The sequence below is a fragment of the Mucilaginibacter sp. P2_A5 genome, assembly GCF_056404995.1.
Window position 1 is genome coordinate 72,736 of sequence record NZ_JBFUCY010000004.1, and the last position, 21,477, is coordinate 94,212.

A 21,477-nucleotide genomic window follows, 5' to 3' on the forward strand; every position below is an offset into this window, starting at 1 on the left:
AATGTATGAATAAAAATTATTTTACAAATATGCTTTGTGTTTTTTTTACACAATGTGTTGTGGGGAGTGGTGAATGGTGAGCGGAGAGTGGTTAGTTTATTAAATGATATTAGATCTTAACGATTCACCGATACTTTTCACAACTCGCTATCCCACACTACTCTCATGACACTCACTACTCTCATGACACTCACTACCCACCACTCACTATTCACCACTCACTACTCACCACTCACCACTCACCACTATATATTTCCCTTTTTCATCTCACTCACCGCATAGTCGGCTGCCCGCGCGGTAAAGGCCATGTAGGTAAGCGATGGGTTTTGGCATGAGGTTGAGGTCATGCAGGCGCCATCGGTTACAAATACATTTTTTACAGCATGCATTTGGTTCCATTTATTTAATACTGATGTTTTAGGGTCGTTACCCATCCGGGCACCACCCATTTCGTGAATATCAAGTCCCGGTGCGCGGTTATCGGTACTGGCTTTTATATTGGTAAAACCCGCAGAGGTAAACATTTCTGTCAACTGCTCTACGTAGTCCTTCTTCATCTTCTCGTCGTTATCATCATAGTCAACCGATATTTTCAGTTGCGGTATCCCCCATTGGTCTTTTAACGCTTTATCAAGGGCCACGTAGTTGCTTTCTTTGGGTATGGTTTCGCCCATCATGTGCGATCCTACTTTCCAGCCGCTCAGGTTATCCTTAACCAGGTTATCCTTCAGGCTGGCGCCAACACCATCCCAAGGGCGCTGCTGGTACCGATACGCACTAAAGCCCGAAGCATACCCGCGTAAAAAGCTAGTTTCCTGTTTGTAAACGTTACGGAATCGTGGAATATAACCACCACCGGCCGGGTTACGGCCATCGGTCGTCCATTCCTTTTCGCCATCATACTCGGCCCCTATATGTGCCGAATAATTGTGAAAGGCAACATATTTACCCAATACACCACTATCATTGCCCAACCCGTTGGGGAAACGATGTGACGTGGAATTTAGCAGCACGAGGTTGGTGTTTAAAGCAGCCGCATTTACAAATATGATATCGGCATAATATTCGATAGCTTCTTTTGTGTTGGCATCGATAACACGAACGCCGCTTGCCTTGCCCTTTTTTTCGTCGTAAATAATTTCCTGTACAACAGAGAAGGGGCGTAAAGTGGCATGGCCCGATTTTAATGCCCAGGGAATGGTAGAAGCATTTGCGCTAAAGTATCCGCCAAACGGGCAGCCGCGCTGGCACAAAATACGCTCCTGGCATTGTACCCGGCCCTGATCTAAATGAATTTGGTTGGGTTTTGATAAATGCGCGCAACGTGCGCTTATCACATGCCGGTTGCTGTATTTACTTTTTACGTGATTACTAAAATAAGTTTCGACAGCATTTAGTGGAAAGGCTGGTAAAAACTCGCCATCGGGCAGTTCTGCAATACCGTCTCTGTTACCAGAGATACCTGCAAATTTTTCTACATAACTATACCATGGCGCAATATCCTTGTACCGGATAGGCCAATCAACAGCAAAACCATCACGGGCAGGGCCTTCAAAATCAAATTCGCTCCAGCGCTGGGTTTGGCGGGCCCAAAGTAACGATTTACCGCCTACCTGGTAACCACGAATCCAATCGAACGGTTTTTCCTGTACATAAGGATGATCGTTATCTTTCACAAAAAAATGAGCAGCGTCCTCGCCAAAAGCGTAGCAGCGGTTTACTATCGGGTTGGCTTCTTTTACAGCAACGGGCAATTCTCCGCGGTGCTCAAACTCCCAGGGATACATATTGGTGGTAGGGTAATCCTTGTTGTGCTTTACATCGCGGCCACGTTCCAATATCAGGGTTTTAAGGCCCTTGTCTGTAAGTTCTTTAGCAGCCCAGCCGCCACTCATCCCCGAGCCAATCACTATCGCATCAAATGTTCTGTCTTTAACGCTATCTATATTTAAATTAGCCATTATTTATGCTGATTGCTTTTGCTTGTACGGGAAACGGGCATTGTAACGACCGGGTACAAGCTCATACACCACTTGCTTTGTCATAAAATATTTAGACTTTATATAGCCATTTACGGTTTGGCCTTTTATTATCCCGTAAAAAGTTTTGAGCTCCTTCGGATTTGCGGTGCTTTTTTCGTCTTTGTCATGTTCAATATTTAACAGTATTTCTTCGCGCTGTTTTTGGCTTAAATCCGAAAAAGATTTATCGTATTTATTTTTAACAATATCGGTAAACTGTCCCATTCCGGTCATGAATGCCTGCTGGTCTTCTTTTTTATAGCAATCATCCAGCATCTTAAATACAAATAAATGCAGCCCCAGATCTTTAGCGCCCGGGGTATTTGTTTTTGGAACGATCGTTTCAGAAATATCACCTACCAGTTTCCCCTGATCGGCGCTGATATCAACATTTTTAAGCGTTACAGACGCCTTACCCCCTATTCGATGGCATGCCGGAAGTATTGCCGCGCCGCCTATTATCAGAGCCAAATTTTTTATTACAGTACGCCTGTGCATATCAAGTAAATTGTTTTAGCAGGAATTGGTTTATTTACCTGCAATAGGCAGGCAATTAAACTAATCTGTGTGTATGTTTATAACGGAATTCAAACCTAGTAATTTTAGGCTTTTAAGCTAACCGCCTCAAAAATTAAATCCGTTGATGGTGTAAGTTACCTTTATACTATTAATAACCCCATTTTTTCATGATTTGTAAATCAATTTTTACACTCTCCACCGGATCTTTGCCTTGATATGCTTCCTGCTCAATTATAAAAAGCGAAGTGCCGCCTTTTTTGCTGCCTGCCTTTACTATCGCTTTCACCGGCATAATGCCCTGGCCTAAAATGCAGCTTTCGGTATCATCGCCATCATGTGGGGCAACCTTTATTTCGTCCTTAACATGCATCGACTCAAACCTGCCTGGGTATTTGTTAATAAATTCAAGCGCATGCCCACCGGTAGTTAACATATTACCGATATCTATTTGTTGTGCAACCAACGAGGCGTCGGTGTTTTGAATTATATAGTCATACAGGGTGATATCGCCTACTTTGGTGCTGATTTCGAAATGATGGTTATGATAGCCAAATTTCATCGACGATTTTTGGCATAACTCGCCACATTTGTTAAATTGCTCCATGGCGCGTTTCAGCGCATCCATATCTGTGCGTACTTTTTCATCAAGCCACGGGCTTATTACAAATTTTTGCCCCATGGTTGCAGCGTCTTCTACCGTGTACTTCCAGGCATCGGTAAAATCTTTTTTTGATTCGTCCCAGTGTTGCGCCGTCATTACGGTATGGCCGCTTGGCATTTTGAGCGCCAGGTCATTCAAGATGGCTTTGAATTCTTTCGCGGTGAAGCCGTAAAATTTCCGATCGACATAATTGGCATGTTCGACGTGATGATAACCCGCATCGGCAATTTTTTTCAGCGTCCCCTTAGGGTCAAGCTTCATGGCATCACGTACGCTGTAAAGCTGAACGCCAACCCTTTCAAGTTTTTTGGGTGCGGCAAATAAACTATCGGGCAAAAGGGCAGCGCCGGCAACGGCCAGGGCGCCTGTTTTTAAAAATGATCTGCGTGTAGTCATAATTTTGGGGGTTAGAATCAAGAGACAAGAATCAAGAGTCAAGATAGAAGTAATTCGTTCTAAAATGAAGTGCCTTTTCTATAATCTTAAATCACCTGGTTCAAATTAATAATTTATTTTTTCTTGATTCTTGACTCTTAATTCTTGATTCTTCTTATTTTTCTTTCGGGAATACCGGGAACAATAAATCTGAATTACTTACAAAAGCAAGGTGTTTACTATCCGGCGCCCACGATGGAGTATTGATAGTACCCTGCCCTCCATATAAATAAGCAATTACTTTTGATGGGCCGCCACCTATTGGCATCAGCCTTAAAAATACATGTTTGTAAAAAGGGTGATCGTCCGGGGCCACTTCGTTTTTAAAGAAGGTGATATATACGATCCATTTGCCATCGGGCGATATATGCGGGAACCAGTTATTATAATCATCATTAGTTATTTGCGTTTGCTCGCTGCCATCGGCTTTCATACGCCAAATCTGCATCAGCCCGCTACGTACCGAATTAAAGTAGATGTATTTTCCGTCGGGTGTATATTCGGGCCCGTCGTCCAAACCGGGCGTAGTGGTCAGTCTTTCTTCGGGACCTCCATCTGATGGGATGCGGTATACATCAAATTCTTTATTTCTTTGACCACAAAATACAAGGTATTTGCCATCCGGCGACCAGCCATGCATATAGCTTGCGCCAACGCCGGGTGCTGTAATCCTTTTCGCCTGGCCTCCTGTAACCGGAACAGTGTACCCTATGGAAGGGCCACCATCGCCACTGCTGATAACCAGCATTTTGCCATCAAAAGAAAGTATATGATCGTTATTGTTGTTTTTTGCCGGCGCTGTATTTAATTGTACCGGCGTATTGGATTTAAGATCAAACTTAAACAACGAACCGTCACTGTTATAGATCAATGATTTACCATCCTTCATCCAGTTTGGTGCTTGCAATGATCGCGGCGACTGGTAAACAATGGTGCTGTTTTGAGTCTCTACATCAAGCAATTCGATGCTGCTACCCAGGTATTGTTTATAAGGTACCAATGTTGCAGGTGCCGGAACTATAATACGTACATTGCTGAAAGTTGCCTTTTCGGTTACATCTGCGTTATGGGAGCAGATAAAAATGCCCACATAAACTTCGTCGCCAAGGTCAAGATCGCTTACTTCTTCGGTAACAAACAAGTCGCCCTTACGGGCTACCGACATGGTGTAGGTATTGCCTTTACGTTCTAACTGTATAACATCGGCAGCGGTGATGCCTGCCTTCTTCTCCTCGGTAATACCACTAACAACTTTGCGATATTGCAACGATGTAAGGCCATCGCCATGAACAACAGCGTTGATGTGTTTTGAATTACTATCTAAGGTGCTGCGTACCATCAGGCCAACCTTACGGTGCAACTCGACACCTTTACCAATAAAAGCGGCGTTGGTGCGTAATATAAAGTCGCCTTTCATGCGTTTCCACACAAAATGGAAATCATCGCGCGTAGCCCAGATGTTTTGTCCCGAGCCGCTAAGCTCGTACTGCTGCGTTTTGGCATCATATTGCCCACCGCCCGGATGTTTGATAGTACCTACATCTGTTTGATTATCAAATATCCCCAGCCCCTGTGCCTGTACCTTTTTGTTAACAAAAACAAGGCACAACAAGCAAGCTGCAAAACAGAAAAGCTTATTTAACATTGATTACGGGTGTTTAAGTTGTACGATTAGTTGGTTCGCTAATATATAAATTACTATCGTAAATAAAATGTAACTATTTTAACATAAATAGCCTTATCCGGGCGCACAACAAAAAGGAGATAAACGCAAAACGCCACCGCTGAAACAGCAATGGCGCTTTAAAATAAGATGATATTATAAACGGGCAGTCCTGAAAGTCAGCACTTTTACTTTGCCCGCACCAGTACTGGCTTAACTTCCATATGTTTTATAGCCAGTGCTGTAACCGGCACCTGTACTTTATTGCAATAAGTAAGCAAAAATTCTTTTTTCGAGTCGCGGTATGAACTAACGGCGCCTATCATGCTCATGAATTTGATATAGCACCAGGCCAGGTCAAACTGATGTGGCTTAAAGCCAGAGCGGGCACTTTTAGGATACAGGTGGTGGTTGTTATGCCACTCCCCGGCCACGTAACCAGGCCATAACTGGTTTATAGACATATCCTCGCGGTTATAATCGGTGCCATCGCGGCGTTTGTCTTGCCCTTTACCGTGGCCTTCATAATTAAAGGTACGCACGCCTACAGCCCAAAATCCGGCCGAGCCGAAGATAGCGCAAGCCAGGGGCAACCCACCCATCAGGTAAAATGCGGTGAACCAGAAGCCCCAGTTAAGGATAATACCAACAATGGTGCGGTACGGGTTGGCAATTGTACCCCATTTTTGGTACTGCTTATAGGTATTAGGGGTTACGCCAACGTGCTTCATTAAGTTAACACATTTTTTATAGCAAGCTTCGGTCATGTTCCTGGCTACGGGCTGGTGATTTACATCGGCCAAAAAGCAGTACATAAAGCCGCCCTGTGCATTGTAAGGATCGCCGGGCTGATCTGACAGCGCATGATGAACGTGGTGCGATACCGCGTAAATCTCTTCGGGAATAATTTTAAGCGTAAGGTTTTGTGTAAAAAAACGCCAGAATTTGTTGCTGAAAGTGTAGGCATTATGTGTGCAATACCTATGATGCCATATAGTACCATGGGTACCCATAATAATCATGCTGTAAACAAAAGCCACTATTAAGCCTATGATACTGAAATATTTGAATACAAACAAAAACAGGAAAGGTGTTAATGCAAGCACTAAAAACCAGCTTAAAAATGAAAGCCAGTTTTTTTTGTCCCGGAAAACATTCAGTCTCGAAAAAAATTCTTTTAAAATTGTTGCATTGGTAGGTTTTGCAAGGTTACCATCCTCATCCGTCCATCCGTACGAGGGTGGTTCGAGCACTGTGTTTAAAAAAGCCATTAAATTAGCAGGAATAAAAAATGTTAGGAGTAATAAATATTGTCACAATATAGTAAAAAATTCACCATATCATTATTTTAGAAAATATAATTGATTTTACTAAATCTCTATATATAGTTAAAACGATTTCTAAATAATTAAATTACTTATCCGGTAATATATATTTCAGAAAACTTTTTTGACTACCACCTTTTTTTACGTAAAAGCTTTATGATTTGTTAACACAAAAAGGAATAATTTTTGCTTAGCCGGCCAGCGGTAAACTAAAACTGAAGGTACTCCCCTTACCTACCTCTGATTTAACCCACAAGCGCCCGCCATTAAATTCTACCAGCTCTTTACATAAAAACAAGCCTATACCTGTGCCAACCTCGCCCATTGTGCCATTTTGGGTAAAGTGCGAATTAAGATCAAACAGCTTAATCAACTGGTCCCCAGCAATACCTTTGCCTGTATCGTTAACATTAACTACAAGCTCGTCATCCGTAACGTAGCTGCTCAGGGTTACAATGCCATTATCATCGGTAAACTTTATCGCATTGCTAACCAGGTTGCCTATAATCACTTTAATATGCTTTTCATCGGCTTTTACCATGTGGCCGGTAATAGCTATATTTTGAAACCTGATGTTTTTTTGCTGTAGCTGGTAACTATAAATCTGTGCCAACTCTTCGCCCACCAGGTTTATGTCGACAGCAGATGGCGTTAAATTTATTCCCCTGATCTGGCTGCCCGCCCACTCCAACAGGTTGGATAATGTAAGTTCGCCGCCTTTAATTACCGGTTCCATTTTTTTCATCAGGCCGTGCATATCTTCAAGGCTTAAGTTATCATCCTTAAATAGCCCCATGATACTACGCAGGTTTGCAAAAGGGGTACGCAAATCGTGTCCTATTACGGCCAGTAATTTATCCTTCAGCTTATTTACTGCTGCAAGGTTAGCCGATTGTTCTTCAATCAGGCCCTTTTGCACCAGTAAGGCTTCATGCTGCCTGCTTAGCTTATTACTCAATAGCTTCTTCTGTTTAAAATTATAATAGGTAATATATAAAGCAATAAGCACAACCAACAACGAGATGATGAGCGTGATAATGATGGCATTTTGGAAATGGATCTTATCTTTATCTTCTTTGGCCCTTTGTTCAACTACAGCAATCTCTTTAAGCCGGGCGTTTAAAGCAAAATAATTCTGGATCAGTTCGGTATTGCGCCTCCTATCAGATTCGTTCAACGAATCAAGGGCCCCATTATACTTCTTTTGAAACTTTAACGCATTGGCAAGATCTTTCTTTTGCTCGAAGCTAAACATGATGGTCCTGTAGGCATCCGAAATACCGTTCATCAAACCAATGCTATCAGCAAGCGCGGCGCCCCTTGTGGCATACTCAATTGCTTTATCAAACTGCTTCAGGCCATTATAGTTATCGGCGTATTCAATAAGGGTTTTCGCGCGCAATCGCCGGTTATTGGTTTTAAAGCTCATGTAATACGCGGTATCATCATAAGCTATCGATTTTTGAAACTGTTTTTGAAGGCGCTGTATCGAACTCAACCGTGTATAAATAATATTGGTGTTATTATCATCGCCGATGGCCCTGCAAAGCTTTAAGGCTTGCAAACTTGCTGCCATGCCCCGCGCATAATCACGCATCCTGATGTATACCAGCGACTTCTCGGTGTAAAACTCTCCAAGCATTTTGGTATCATTTCCGGCATATTTTGCCGACAGGTTTAAACTATTGATTGCCTGCTGATAGTTTTTAAGTTCCAGGTAGGTACGGCCTATTGCACTATAGCATTCGGCCAGCAAAGTGGCATTATCCTTAGGTAAATATGGCAAAGCCGAATTAAGATAAAATAAACTGATGGGATAATAGGATTGCGACCAGTATACATGGCCCAGGTTTACGTAAGCCAAACCTGTTCCGGCATCGTATTTTATTTTTTCGGAAAGCAGCAACGCTTTGCCGGCCATTTCGCGCGCCTGATCAGGGGCGCCCATATAGCGTTCACCTGCAGATTTGTTGAGGCTGTCAACCGTTATTTTGATAGATGCGATATTGGTAACGGCAACAATTGGCGCATCTTTTTGGGCATAGCACATCCTATGCGTTAGCAATAATAATAGCACCTGGCCAATAGTTCGCCTCATTTATTAGTAGGGGATTGAATTCTTATCTGCAATATTATGCCAAACATTTTGGCAAACTAATCCTAATTTTATTTAACCTGCAATCAGGCACCTTTCGCCTTTCAAAAGCTCAATACAATGCTCATAGTTATCAGGCATTTTTATCTGCTCAACTTCCTTCATATAGCTTTGCTTAATCTCTTTACGGCGCCTGGCTTCAATAAAGCGCCTTACATGTTCCCGGTGTTCCAGTATTAAACCGGGTACTTTAGCGGGTTTGTTATGCTCATCTTTTGATACCATGGTAAAATAACTGGTATTGGTATGTTTTACCGAGTTGTTTTTTATATTTTCAGATACTACCCTGATGCCAACTACCAGCGATGTATTGCCTACATAATTAACCGATGCCATTAATGATACCAGTTCGCCCACCTCAACAGGCTGTAAAAAATCAACAGTATCAATAGATGCGGTAACGCAATAATTACCGGCATGTTTGGCGGCGCAAACATAAGCCACCTTATCCATCAGCGACAGCAAAATACCTCCATGGATCTTTCCGCCGAAATTTGAATAAGAAGGGATCATCAATTCGGTTATTGTGGTCTCAGAAAAACGCACCGTTTTGTAATCGGATTGATCAGTTAGCGCAGTCATGAAATATGGTTTATGGCTACAAGTTTAAGCATCCCGTGCTATTAATGCAACAAAACTATTACAATAGCTAATATCCATTAAACCTCATAGGGTAAAATGGTCAAAAAAAACAAGCCGTGATATTAAACCAACTATTTGATATTGATGTATCCGCGTTTTATATTTACCCAAAATCCACAACGTCTTTGAGAAAATTAACCCTGCTAATTTTTACCCTGCTTTTTATAAATGCGGCCCTTGCCCAGGAAACGGTTGAGCGCAGTCATAAAATAAACGCGCACATTACCGAAAAGCTAACTGTTTTAAAAAGTGATAAAAGTACCAGGCAAGGCCTGTACCAGATGATTTACAATAAAACTTATGCCCTGGCCACTGGCCGTTTTGATAATGATGTAAAAGTGGGTATCTGGCGTTTTTATGCCCCCGACGGCCATTTGCTGCAAAACTACGACTATACAAAAAAAGCGTTGTTGTACGAAGCACCCGAAGATACCACATCAAACCTAAGGTATTTTGTTGATAGACAGCTTGCCGATACCGACCGTACCACCAAACCAATTAAAATCGGCGGGCGGTACTTTGGTTACCTCCCCTATTTAAAATTATTCAAGCTGCCGGCAAACCTTATGGATATAAGCAGGGAAGCATCTATCGCCGTTGTTGAATTACTGGTGAGCCCCGGCGGCAGGCTGGCCTATTTTAAGGTGACTATTTACAGTGGCAATTTTTCAAAAACCTTTAACATGAACGTTAATGTTTTGAAAGAAGAAGACAAAGTATTTGTTCCCGCTACAGTAAATGGCGAGCCGATAAGCTGTAGGATAGTGACCCGGTGTTTTATTGACGACGACGGCACACTAATTTTTTAGCAAGTACATTATTAGCAAGCTCCAAATCGCGGCCTGCCCAACAGGCTATTTCTCTGCTATCCATTTAACGGCTTCGTTCAATTCGTTAAGGGTATAGCCCTTGTATTTGCCCGGCAGTATATATTTAAAAAGATGGCTAAATTCCCTCACGCCATCCCTATCGGTAACAATCGCCATTTTATTCCACTTGGTAAAATATTTCAGGCCAATTCCAATATTGCCGCACCAGGCACCCGCGTCAAAATTCTTGATGTCGGTTTCCAATACCAGTATAAAATTAATTTTTCCGTGTTGTTTTATATGTTCGTCAAGCAAAGGCTCCAACGCTTTCTCATAGTCGGCATTTGTAATTTCACCCGTGGCATGTAGCCCTAAAACGTGTTGCGGCAGGTAGCTTAAGTGAGTTAGCATTTATAAATTATATATTTATCAATAGTTACAAAAACCACACCACTGATTAAACAATCTGGATTTTTTCTGTAGAAATACTATTACAATATCTAACTATTTCATATTCATTGCCAAACACCGTATATATTACGAATTTTATTTTGTAGTATCTTTGTACCGATATGCAAAACAGGACGGTATACAGCCAGTTAATAAAAAGCGAAGCTCAAAAGCTTGGCTTTTTGTTTTGCGGCATATCAAAAGCTGAATTTTTAGAAGAGGAAGCCCCCCGGCTTGAATCGTGGTTAAAAAAAAACATGCATGGCGAAATGCAGTACATGGAAAACCACTTTGATAAACGCCTTGACCCGCGCCTGCTGGTTGATGGTGCAAAATCGGTGATCTCTTTAGGTATTAATTATTATACCGATAACCGGCAAACCGATGCAGATGCGCCCAAAATATCAAAATACGCCTATGGCATAGATTACCACACCGTTATAAAAGATAAGCTGAGACAGTTATTACAAATCATCAACGAAAACGTTGGTGAAGTTGGCGGCCGGGTGTTTGTTGATTCGGCGCCGGTACTGGACAAGGCCTGGGCCAAAAAATCGGGCATGGGCTGGATAGGCAAAAATACCAACCTGCTCAATAAAAAAGCAGGCTCGTTCTTTTTCCTGGCCGAACTGATCATTGATCTGGAATTGGAATATGATATAGCCCCCACTGCCGATCATTGCGGCACCTGTACCAATTGTATTGATGCCTGCCCTACTGATGCTATTGTTGGCCCTTATGTGGTTGATGGCAGCCGGTGCATATCATACCTTACTATCGAATTAAAAAACGAAATTCCACAGGAATTTAAAGGCAAAATGGACAACTGGATGTTTGGCTGCGACGTTTGCCAGGACGTATGCCCATGGAACCGCTTTTCGGTTTTAAACACCGAACCGGCCTTTACCCCGCACCCTGATTTGTTGCACCTAAAAGCCGCCGACTGGCAAGATATTACCCAGGATGTATTTCAAAAAGTGTTTAAATACTCGGCTGTAAAACGCACCAAATTCAGCGGCTTGAAGCGCAATATCGATTTTTTGAAGTTGTGAGTTGTGAGTTGTGAGTTGTGAGAAAAAGCCACTTTAATGCTTATTGTTTTAAATAAATTGGTCTCCTTAAACTTTATTGCTAATAATTTAAGGAGACCTTTTAAAACTCAAAACTCATCACTCAAAACTCCTTTATCCTTTTTTAAACTTTAATGCTAACTGAGCCAGCATATCGTCGTTAACGGGCTGGGCCGGTTCATCCTTCTTTTTAAAGGGTTTGGGCGGATATTGGGTTTTGGTATGGTCAGGTTTGTGAAATTCTTTTTTAGGGTAATCGGCCTTTGGGGCTTCCGGGCGTGGCGCCTGGGCCTGTACAGCTGGTTTTGGCTGCTGGGCAGCGTTTTTTGCCTGGCGCTCCGCAGCTTTTTTAGCATTCCAGCGGGTATAAATTTCTTCTAATTTACGCTTAGTGTATAACGGAAAGTCGCCCTGCATCATCCATGAATAATAGCTTGGCTCGGCGTTTAATACATCCTCAACCCTTTTACCTTTGTGTTTACCAAAGTTAATGGTTTCTTCGCCCTGCTCGTTGTAAACCATACGGCCGGCAAAATCAACTGGTTTGCTCAGGTTGGTAAAATGGTGTAAAGCTTCCACATCGCCTACAACCGGGGTAGTGATGTTTCCTTTTTTATCTTCCCATTGCATGTTTTCATAACGCTCAATCTGCGCCAGCAAAACTTCCATGGTTGCGCGGGTATCAGCCTCGGCCGAGTGGGCGTTTTCAATCTTTTTATCGCAATAAAACTGGTAGGCCGCTTTAAGCGTACGCTGCTCCATCTGGTGAAATATATTCTGTACATCCACAAAATGGCGATCATCCAATGTAAACTGTACGCCGGCACGCAAAAATTCTTCCATCAGCATTGGGATGTCAAACTTGTTGGAGTTATAGCCTGCAAGGTCGCTATCGCCAATAAATTCGGCAATGGCCTGGCCAAGGGCTTTAAATTCCGGCTCATCCTTTATATGTTCGTCATAAATACCGTGTACCAACGACGACTCCAGGGGGATGGGCATCCCCGGGTGCACACGCCAGGTTTTAACTTCTTCGCTGCCATCGGGGTGTAGTTTAATAACCGATATTTCGACTATCCTATCAACCCCGATATTAGTCCCCGTAGTTTCCAGATCAAAAAAGGCAAGCGGGCGTTTTAGTTTTAATTTCATTGTTATAATTCAGTAGTACTGTAAAGGTCGCAAATGTCCTAAAAAGAATCAGCACAATAAATTTTTTAATTTAATTAATATCTAAGTTTTATTTTTAAATTAATAGCATCCTAATTATCGCGATTATTGTATGAAAAAAGTACTACTCATTATTATTTTACTTACTGGTGCTCAACACGTTGTAAAGGCCCAGGATTTTGACCAGAGTGTAACTACCGAAGACCTTGATTTAAAAAAATACGCAAAAGATACCGCCGCCCATGCTCTTTTCCTGAATGAATTTGGCAAAAGCAGAATAGATATGGTAAGCGACGACCATGTACGCCTGATATTTGATTACCATGCCCGCATAAAAATATTTGATACAAAGGGCCTTGAACACGGCACCATCGAGATACCTTTTCACCACAGCGCCAGCGGAGAAACAACCGAAGAAGTCAGCGACATAACAGGCACCACCTATTACCGCGATGACGATGGACTAATGCGCAGCGCCCCGCTCGATTTAAAAAAGGTGTATACCGTAAAAGATTATAAATACCGCAGCACTGTAAAATTTGCTTTGCCTGCTTTAAAGCCGGGTTGTGTTATTGATTTTAAATATAAGCTGGTCTCGCCCTACCTTGATGAATTCAGAAATTGGGATTTCCAGGACGAGATACCTAAAGTCCATTCAAAATACGATGTGCATATTCCTGCGTTTTGGGTGTTTAACGCGTCATTACGCGGCGGTCAAAAACTTTCAAAATCAACATCGGAGGTTGAACGGGAATGCTTTTCATCACATGGCGCCAAATGCGATTGTTCATATATCACTTATGAGATGACAGATATCCCGGCTTTTGTATCTGAGGATTATATGACATCGCCAAAAAACTTTTTATCGGCCATATATTTTGATGAGGTTGAATGGACCAACCCATACACCGGGGCCAAAACCGTGGTATCTAAAACCTGGAAAGATATTGAGCACCAGCTAAAAACCGACGAGCTTTTTGGATCGCAGTTTAAGCGTAAAGAGTTGATGAAGGATAGGATTGCATCGGTAATAGCAGGCAAAACGGATGAACTTGAAAAAGCAAAGGCCATTTATGCTTACCTGCAAAAATGGTTTAAGTGGAATGACATTACATCGATATATAGCCCGGATGGTATAAAAAAAGCGTATGAAGCGCATACGGGTACTATTGGTGACATTAACCTTGCCCTTGGAGCGGCCTTAAAGGCTGCCGATCTTAATACCGAACTTGTGGTATTATCAACCCGTAATAACGGCAATATCAATATGCTTTACCCCGTAATTAACGATTTTAATTATGTGATTGCCAAAGTCAATATAGGTGATAAAAGCTACCTGCTTGACGCCACAGACCCCCTATTATCATTCGGCTTGTTGCCACTGAAATGCCTTAATGATAAAGGGCGGGTGATTAACCCCGATAAACCATCGTACTGGATGGAGTTAAGCGGCCTGCAAAAAGAATCGACAACCAGGGCGCTTGATTTAACGTTGCTTGATAATGGCAAATTAAAGGGAACTATCATCAACTATTACCGTGGTTACGATGCCTATCTAAAAAGGAAAGCAATTAAGAAATTCAATTCGGTTGACGAGTATGTTGAAAACCAGGACGAAAAACTCCCCAAATTAAAAATCCTGAAATCGAGTATAGCAAACCTGGACAGCCTTGACATGCCGCTTGGCGAAACTTTTGAGGTTGAAATTGACGCGTTTGACAATACCAATCATAGCCGTTTGGTGTTTAACCCTTTTTTATGGGAAAAAATCACTAAAAACCCGTTTAAGCTGGCCGAAAGGGATTACCCTGTAGATTGGGGAATGGCATCAGACGACCGTTTAATATTAACCATGCGGCTACCGCAGGGCTATACCGTTGAAACGCCACCACAAACAGTAGCCTTTAAAATGCCCGGTGATGGCGGCATGTATGCAACCAGCTTTGAAAATTTAGATAATACCTTCACTTTTTCAAACATCACAAAATTTACCAAGCCTATTTACACGTCCGAAGAATACCCTTACCTTAAGGAACTGTACAACAAAATAATACTCACCGAAAAGGCGGATATGGTTTTCAAGAAAAAATAATGAAAGTATTTATATCGCTCATTTTATTACTGGCATCAGCAGTGGGTGCTAACGCGCAGGAAAACTACGACGTATCGCTTATACCTAAAGAACTGCTGTCATATGCCAGCGCTGTGATCCGCAGCGACGATATGAACATTGAGGTAAAAGACCTGGATAATACCTATTACCGTATTAAAACCGCGGTAACCATATTAAACAAAAATGGCGATGATGAAGCTGAAATTGTGATATTTCACGACAAGGCCAACATCATTAAAAATGTAAAAGGACTGGTTTATAATCAGTTTGGCAAACCCGTAAGTAAGTTTTCTGAAAGTGATTTCCAGGACGATAGTAACGTGAGCCGCTCAAGTTTATTTGAAGATACCAAGGTGAAACACTTTAAGCCAGCGGTAACTGATTATCCGTACACGGTTGTTTATGAATATGAATATAAATCAAAGCAATCATTAAGTTTCCAGGATTGGCAGCCCAAACCATCGGGCGATGTATCGGTTGAAAAAAGCTCTTATACCTTTAGTTGTAAACCCGATTTTAAAATCCGGTATAAAGAAATTAACATGCCCACGCATGTAGTGGAAGGCACCAATAAGCAAGGCGAAAACACCTATAGCTGGCAGGTGGGCAACATTAAAGCATCAAAAGATGAACCCTATAGCCCTAATTATGAAAAAATAAGCAGCAGGGTAAAAATATCGCCTGCGTCGGCATTTAATTACCTGGGGGTAACAGGTGCATTTAACGACTGGAACGGCATGGGCAAATGGATATATGACAAGCTTTTGTCATCCCGCAAAGCATTACCGCAAAGCACGATAGACAGGATGCAGGAGATTACCAAAGACATTACCGATCCTAAAGCCAAAGCCAAAAAGATATATGAATACATGCAGGGCAAAACCCATTACATAAGCGTACAGGTTGGCATAGGCGGCTATCAGCCGTTTTTAGCAAGCGATGTTGATGCCCAAAATTATGGCGATTGCAAAGCGCTGGTAAATTACACGCAATCGCTTTTTAAGGCCGTTGATATTGATTCTTATTACTGTATTGTAAAGTCGGGAACCTTAAAACGCAACCCGCTCACAGATTTTGCAAGCATGAACCAGTTTGACCATGTGATCCTGTGCCTGCCCTTTAAAAACGACACCACTTTTTTAGAGTGCACCAGCCAGCAAATACCGTTTGGTTTTCTTAGCGATTTTACCGACGACCGCGATGTGCTGGCATGTACACCCGAAGGCGGCAAATTAATACATACCCCAAAATACCCGGCCAAAATCAATACCCAGCAATGCACGGCTACTTTTACACTGACAGCCGACGGAACATTATCGGGCAATATGCTCACCAGCTTTAAAGGGCTGCAATATGATAACCGTACCTACCTGCTTACCGAACCGCCGAAAGAGCAGGTGAAAATGCTTCAGAGAATTTATGCCATTAATAACCTGGAGATAGAAAAATTTGATTTTAAGGATGATAAAAACATTCACCCAAGCCTCACAGAGTCGATCAAGCTAACAGCCCTCGACTACGGATCGGCCGTTAACGGTAAAATAGATTTTTTGGTCAATGCTACCAACCGTAAAGACGGTACCCCACGTGAAGTGCGCAACAGGCACTATGACCTTTATATTAACACGGGGTACACTGATGAAGACGAAATTACTTACACCCTGCCAAAAGGGTATCATGTAGATATGCGGCCGGCCGGTATTTCGCTCGAAAAGCCCTTTGGCAATTTCTCTGTATCGGCCACGGTTGTTGGCAACCAGTTAATTTACAAACGAAAACTGCAAATAATTGAAGGCACTTACAGTAAAGATTTGTACCAAGCATTTGTGGATTTTTACCAATCGGTAAGCGAAACCGACAACAGCAATGTTACCCTGATTAAAGATAACTAAATATAACGATACCCAGGATAATGCCAATGATCATAACCAGGTAAAGCATAATCTCGTTACCGGCAAACTTTTTATATTTAGTCCAAAACGAGTATTCTTCTTTTTGCTTTGACATAAGGATGCAAAAATATTCTTTTTTGAACTGTTAGACGAAGTATTTTGCGACTATTGGACTTAAGAACGACGGACTACCGTATTTTCGACAACAACAATTATTCCACACACGCGACATCATGCATTATATTTTAATATCGTTCGTATTTTTCTGTCGAATTCATCGGATTCCTCTACCGACAAAGGTTTTATATCAGCAACAATTATAATCCCATTATTATGCAATAATGCCTTGTAAACCTGACCCGATAATTTTTTCAAAATCTCTTTGACGTTCATTCTAAACACCTCTTTACAAAATTGCGAATCATAAAAAACTACGGGATAAATCCTGACAATACTTTTTCTACCATTTTTATTCCTTGATCGTTCAAAATCTTTATAGATAAGCATTTCGTTAAAAATATTTGCACTGTATGCTCCAAATGCAATAACGTAATGCGGAAAAACAATATTAATTAAGAATTCATAATCTATTTTTTTGGAATTAAATTCGATAAAAATTCGATCGTCCGAAGAGTGATGATCATCTAATCTATTCCTGTACCTATAAAAAATAATCATTTTAACTCCGTTCGTTAGGAACTTCGTGATATTGACTGTACCGGTAAACTCTTCTCCAAATTGCGGAGTGCCGACATCGACATTCTCCTGTATTCCCCATGGAGTGCCAATTTGTTTTAAAAACCCAACGAACCTCTCGTGTTTTAATTCAGCTGATTCTGCCAAATTACACCTGCTATTAATTTCAAAAATGCATTTCATTCAACAATCAGACTTAGACAAAATAAAATCTTGATACTTACTGGTAATCAAACTATATCAAAAAGAGACTAATTAACCTGCGCGGTGCCTTCATCCACAGAGCCGGCTCTGGAAAAGTACTTATACAGGGATGGATCGCGAAGTTTTACGATAATTACGCCGCGCCTTGAACTCGCGTGAACTACATATCCGTTTTGCAGGTAAACGCCAACGTGGCTAAACTGCTTGCCGTCAAAATCGAAGAAAACCAGGTCGCCTTCTTTTAGTTCGTCTTCATATTTGCGTTTAATAACGGTGATTTGTTTGCTGGTCATGCGCGGGATGGCGATGCCATACACCTCCTGCTCCAACAAAAAGGCCAGCCCTGAACAATCCACGCCATCTTTATCAAGGCCGCCAAATTTATAGGGGGTACCCATCCATTGCTCGATAAAAGCATACAGGCGGCCATTTTCGATATCGCTTTTGTTTACGCCCATGATCTCGGAATATTTGGAAGCGATATTTCCATCCGGCTTTACCATTTCGCCCGGCCGGCCACGCATGGCTGCCTTACGGGTATGGCAGGAGGTTAATACTATCGGCACAAAAAACAAAACGAAGCAATATAAAAGGAGGCGATGTTTGGTCATGCAGTAAAAGTAGAATTTATAGGTGATGGTAAAATGTGGATGTTTTTAACAAATTAACATTGCAGATGTGCAAATCAATTATGAACCCCATGTCATTGCGAGCGCAGCGTGGCAATCGCGAACTTTGCATGACCGCATTGTAAAGTTCGCGATTGCTTCGTTCCTCGCAATGACATATTGAAGAACCCACATATCTTGAAGAACCTACATATCTGAAATCTGCACATCCTAACTTTTTATCACCCTTTGTATTTCATCCAACTTCATCAGCGCTTCAACGGGTGTTAAAGTATTTACATCAAGATTATTAAGGGTATCGCGGATTTTTACCAGTACAGGGTCGTCTATCGAGAACATTTGCATCTGCACCGCTTGCTTTTGCACCTTGCGGATGCTTTCTTTAATATGCTCGCCTCCGGTGCGTTCGTTCTCCAGTTTCTTCAGAATTTCATTAGCGCGGGTTAGTACTTTTTGGGGCATGCCGGCCAGCTTGGCTACATGGATCCCAAAACTATGCTCGCTGCCACCGGGTACCAGCTTGCGCAGGAAAATGATTTGCTGGCCAACTTCCTTAACCGATACGTTGAAGTTTTTGATGCGGTTAAAACTATTGCTCAACTCGTTCAATTCGTGGTAGTGGGTGGCAAACAGCGTTTTGGCTTTTGCAGTTGGGTGGTTGTGCAGGTATTCGGCAATAGACCAGGCTATCGAAATACCATCATAAGTTGAAGTACCCCGGCCGATCTCGTCCAGCAGGATCAGGCTTCTGTCGGATAAGTTATTGAGGATACTGGCCGTCTCGTTCATCTCCACCATAAAGGTTGATTCGCCCGACGACAGGTTATCCGATGCCCCTACCCTGGTAAATATCTTGTCGACCAGCCCAATCGAAGCCGATTTGGCCGGTACAAAACAGCCCATCTGCGCCATCAGCACAATTAAGCCAGTTTGCCTGAGCAAGGCCGACTTACCAGCCATGTTGGGGCCGGTGATGATGATAATCTGCTGCGTTTCCGAATCGAGGTACACATCATTGGTAATGTAACTTTCACCCAGCGGCAGGTTCTTTTCAATCACCGGGTGGCGGCCGCCTTTGATGTCGAGCACTTTACTCTCGTTCATCTGGGGCTTGGCGTAATAGTTTTTGATAGATATGTGGGCAAAGTTGAGCAGCACATCCAAACGGGCTATTAATTGCGCATTCAGCTGAATAGGCTTAATATACTCGGCAAGCGAATACAACAAATCATTATACAAGCGGGTTTCAATCACCAGGATCTTTTCCTCGGCGCCTAAAATCTGCTCTTCGTATTCTTTTAGCTCGGGGGTAATATAGCGCTCGGCGTTAACCAAAGTTTGCTTCCTTATCCACTCCGCGGGCACTTTATCACGATGGCTGTGTGTAACCTCCAGGTAGTACCCGAACACGTTATTAAAAGACACCTTAAGCGAAGGGATGCCTGTAGCTTCGGCCTCACGTTTCTGAATCTCGAGCAGGTAACCTTTACCGCCGAAGGCAATTTTACGCAGCCTGTCCAGTTCCTCGTTGATACCCTCGTTCATCACCGATCCTTTGATGATCATTACCGGCGGCTCGGGGTTTAACTCGCGTTCTATTTTCTCACAGATGGTGACGCAGGGATTTAACTGCTCGCCAATAGCGCGTAGTGGCAGGCTCTCTGATGCTTCGGCAGTTTTTTTGATGGAGCCGATAGCCATCAGCGCTTTTTTAAGCTGGCAAACCTCGCGCGGGTTGGCCTTTTGTAAACCTATCTTGCTGATTAAGCGCTCCAGGTCGCCTATCTGGCGGATGCAGTTTTGCAGGTTTTCGCGCAGCTCCTCGTGCTCAATCATGTATTCTACAACGCCCAGGCGGTCGTTTATAGGCTTAATCTCTTTAAGAGGCATCACAATCCACCGGCGCAGCAAACGGGCGCCCATGGGCGAGCAGGTATGGTCAAGCACATCAACCAGGGTAAGGGCATTATCATTGGTCGATCCTACCAGCTCCAGGTTGCGCACGCTAAACCTGTCGAGCCATAAATAGCGGTCTTCCTCTATCCGGCCAATAGCACTGATGTGCTGCAGGTTGCGGTGTTCGGTTTCATTCAGATAATGAATAGCTACACCCGCGGCTATAATGCCCAGGTTAAGCTTATCTATCCCGAAGCCTTTTAGTGATTTTACGCCGAAATGCTTCAGCAGCGTTTCGGTGGCATAATCGCCACTGTAGGGCCATTCGTCAAGGGCGTAGGTATAAAAGCGGTCGCCATAGTTATCCTTGAAATCGCGGGTACGGCTTTTGGGGTATATCACTTCGCTTGGCGAAAAACTTTGCAGCAGCTTATCAATATAATCGCTGTTACCCTGCGCTGTCCAGAATTCGCCTGTGGAGATATCTATAAGGGCAATGCCTATGCTATTTTTCTCAAAATGCAACGATGCCAGGTAATTGTTACTTTTTTGGTTAAGGATGTTATCGTTAGTGGCCACGCCGGGGGTTACCAGCTCGGTAACACCACGTTTAACGATGGTTTTGGTGGCCTTGGGGTCTTCCAGCTGATCGCAGATGGCTACGCGCTGCCCGGCGCGAACCAGTTTTGGCAGGTACGTATCCAGCGAATGGTGCGGAAAACCGGCCAGCTCGATATGCGTGCCCACGCCATTGCCCCGGCGGGTAAGTACAATGCCCAATATGCCTGCGGCCTTAACGGCGTCTTCGCCAAAAGTTTCGTAAAAATCGCCCACGCGGAATAGCAGCAGAGCACCGGGATACTTCACCTTGATGGCGTTGTATTGCTGCATTAATGGGGTTTCTTTGGTAGTGTCTTTAGCCAAGCGGTTTACTCCTTTTGTTAATCGGGTAAAGTTAATGCATTGCCCGTGGTTTTAGGGCATTGTGGAAAAGTTGGATGGATGTGGATATCGGGAATCGGGGGTCGGGGGTCGGGTTGTGGGTCGGGGGTCGGGTTGTGTGGAAGGAATGGGTAACGAGTGAAGAGGTAAGCCGTACATTAATAGTGTTCCACCGGAACACCTGG

At 42.9% G+C, this 21,477-nt stretch carries 17 protein-coding genes; 4 read left to right on the top strand and 13 right to left on the bottom strand.

Going from position 1 to position 21,477, the window contains the following annotated elements; all coding sequences use genetic code 11:
• Nucleotides 1-245: 245 nt before the first annotated feature.
• The 7 genes from AC1DXF_RS04820 to AC1DXF_RS04850 all read right to left on the bottom strand — a co-directional run bounded on the left by AC1DXF_RS04820 (nucleotide 246) and on the right by AC1DXF_RS04850 (nucleotide 9,361).
• Nucleotides 246-1,961, bottom strand: a complete 1,716-nt coding sequence (locus AC1DXF_RS04820; RefSeq protein WP_477446675.1) for a GMC oxidoreductase — start codon at nucleotides 1,959-1,961, stop codon at nucleotides 246-248.
• A 3-nt stretch (nucleotides 1,962-1,964) separates the two neighbouring features.
• A complete protein-coding gene (locus AC1DXF_RS04825; protein ID WP_477446677.1) occupies nucleotides 1,965-2,492 on the bottom strand; it encodes a gluconate 2-dehydrogenase subunit 3 family protein in 528 nt (175 codons plus the stop codon).
• 196 nt (nucleotides 2,493-2,688) lie between these two features.
• Nucleotides 2,689-3,597: a sugar phosphate isomerase/epimerase family protein gene (locus AC1DXF_RS04830; protein ID WP_477446679.1), complete on the bottom strand. Its 909-nt coding sequence runs from the start codon at nucleotides 3,595-3,597 to the stop codon at nucleotides 2,689-2,691.
• A 154-nt stretch (nucleotides 3,598-3,751) separates the two neighbouring features.
• Nucleotides 3,752-5,281, bottom strand: coding sequence for a TolB family protein (locus AC1DXF_RS04835; RefSeq protein WP_477446681.1), 1,530 nt, complete (start codon nucleotides 5,279-5,281; stop codon nucleotides 3,752-3,754).
• A gap of 206 nt (nucleotides 5,282-5,487) precedes the next feature.
• Entirely contained in the window at nucleotides 5,488-6,570 is a 1,083-nt protein-coding gene (locus tag AC1DXF_RS04840; protein ID WP_477446683.1) for a fatty acid desaturase, read from the bottom strand.
• 244 nt (nucleotides 6,571-6,814) lie between these two features.
• On the bottom strand, nucleotides 6,815-8,722 hold the full coding sequence (locus tag AC1DXF_RS04845) for a tetratricopeptide repeat-containing sensor histidine kinase (RefSeq protein WP_477446685.1): 1,908 nt from the start codon (nucleotides 8,720-8,722) through the stop codon (nucleotides 6,815-6,817).
• A 72-nt stretch (nucleotides 8,723-8,794) separates the two neighbouring features.
• Nucleotides 8,795-9,361: an acyl-CoA thioesterase gene (locus tag AC1DXF_RS04850; protein WP_477446687.1), complete on the bottom strand. Its 567-nt coding sequence runs from the start codon at nucleotides 9,359-9,361 to the stop codon at nucleotides 8,795-8,797.
• A gap of 185 nt (nucleotides 9,362-9,546) precedes the next feature.
• On the opposite strand from AC1DXF_RS04850, the gene AC1DXF_RS04855 reads away from it, so the two are divergent.
• Entirely contained in the window at nucleotides 9,547-10,230 is a 684-nt protein-coding gene (locus tag AC1DXF_RS04855; protein WP_477446689.1) for a hypothetical protein, read from the top strand.
• 45 nt (nucleotides 10,231-10,275) lie between these two features.
• Here the strand turns inward: AC1DXF_RS04855 and AC1DXF_RS04860 are convergent, their stop codons facing one another.
• The gene (locus tag AC1DXF_RS04860) at nucleotides 10,276-10,641 is read right to left on the bottom strand and encodes a SpoIIAA family protein (RefSeq protein ID WP_477446691.1); all 366 of its coding nucleotides are present in this window, start codon (nucleotides 10,639-10,641) and stop codon (nucleotides 10,276-10,278) included.
• A 161-nt stretch (nucleotides 10,642-10,802) separates the two neighbouring features.
• On the opposite strand from AC1DXF_RS04860, the gene queG reads away from it, so the two are divergent.
• A complete protein-coding gene (queG, locus tag AC1DXF_RS04865; RefSeq protein ID WP_477446693.1) occupies nucleotides 10,803-11,732 on the top strand; it encodes a tRNA epoxyqueuosine(34) reductase QueG in 930 nt (309 codons plus the stop codon).
• 132 nt (nucleotides 11,733-11,864) lie between these two features.
• Here the strand turns inward: queG and AC1DXF_RS04870 are convergent, their stop codons facing one another.
• Entirely contained in the window at nucleotides 11,865-12,902 is a 1,038-nt protein-coding gene (locus tag AC1DXF_RS04870; RefSeq protein WP_477446695.1) for an exonuclease domain-containing protein, read from the bottom strand.
• 130 nt (nucleotides 12,903-13,032) lie between these two features.
• Here AC1DXF_RS04870 and AC1DXF_RS04875 point away from each other — a divergent pair, with 130 nt between their 5' ends.
• Nucleotides 13,033-15,012 (top strand): DUF3857 domain-containing protein, encoded by a 1,980-nt coding sequence (locus AC1DXF_RS04875; RefSeq protein WP_477446697.1) that lies wholly within the window; start codon nucleotides 13,033-13,035, stop codon nucleotides 15,010-15,012.
• On the top strand, nucleotides 15,012-16,925 hold the full coding sequence (locus AC1DXF_RS04880) for a DUF3857 domain-containing protein (protein WP_477446699.1): 1,914 nt from the start codon (nucleotides 15,012-15,014) through the stop codon (nucleotides 16,923-16,925). Before AC1DXF_RS04875 ends, AC1DXF_RS04880 begins: the two co-directional genes overlap by 1 nt.
• Here the strand turns inward: AC1DXF_RS04880 and AC1DXF_RS04885 are convergent.
• The 4 genes from AC1DXF_RS04885 to mutS all read right to left on the bottom strand — a co-directional run bounded on the left by AC1DXF_RS04885 (nucleotide 16,912) and on the right by mutS (nucleotide 21,274).
• Nucleotides 16,912-17,040: a hypothetical protein gene (locus tag AC1DXF_RS04885; RefSeq protein ID WP_477446701.1), complete on the bottom strand. Its 129-nt coding sequence runs from the start codon at nucleotides 17,038-17,040 to the stop codon at nucleotides 16,912-16,914. The genes AC1DXF_RS04880 and AC1DXF_RS04885 overlap by 14 nt on opposite strands.
• A gap of 116 nt (nucleotides 17,041-17,156) precedes the next feature.
• Nucleotides 17,157-17,768: a hypothetical protein gene (locus AC1DXF_RS04890; RefSeq protein ID WP_477446703.1), complete on the bottom strand. Its 612-nt coding sequence runs from the start codon at nucleotides 17,766-17,768 to the stop codon at nucleotides 17,157-17,159.
• Between the two features lie 104 nt (nucleotides 17,769-17,872).
• The gene (locus AC1DXF_RS04895) at nucleotides 17,873-18,436 is read right to left on the bottom strand and encodes a C40 family peptidase (protein ID WP_477446705.1); all 564 of its coding nucleotides are present in this window, start codon (nucleotides 18,434-18,436) and stop codon (nucleotides 17,873-17,875) included.
• Between the two features lie 228 nt (nucleotides 18,437-18,664).
• Nucleotides 18,665-21,274: a DNA mismatch repair protein MutS gene (gene mutS / locus AC1DXF_RS04900; protein ID WP_477446707.1), complete on the bottom strand. Its 2,610-nt coding sequence runs from the start codon at nucleotides 21,272-21,274 to the stop codon at nucleotides 18,665-18,667.
• Nucleotides 21,275-21,477: the final 203 nt, after the last annotated feature.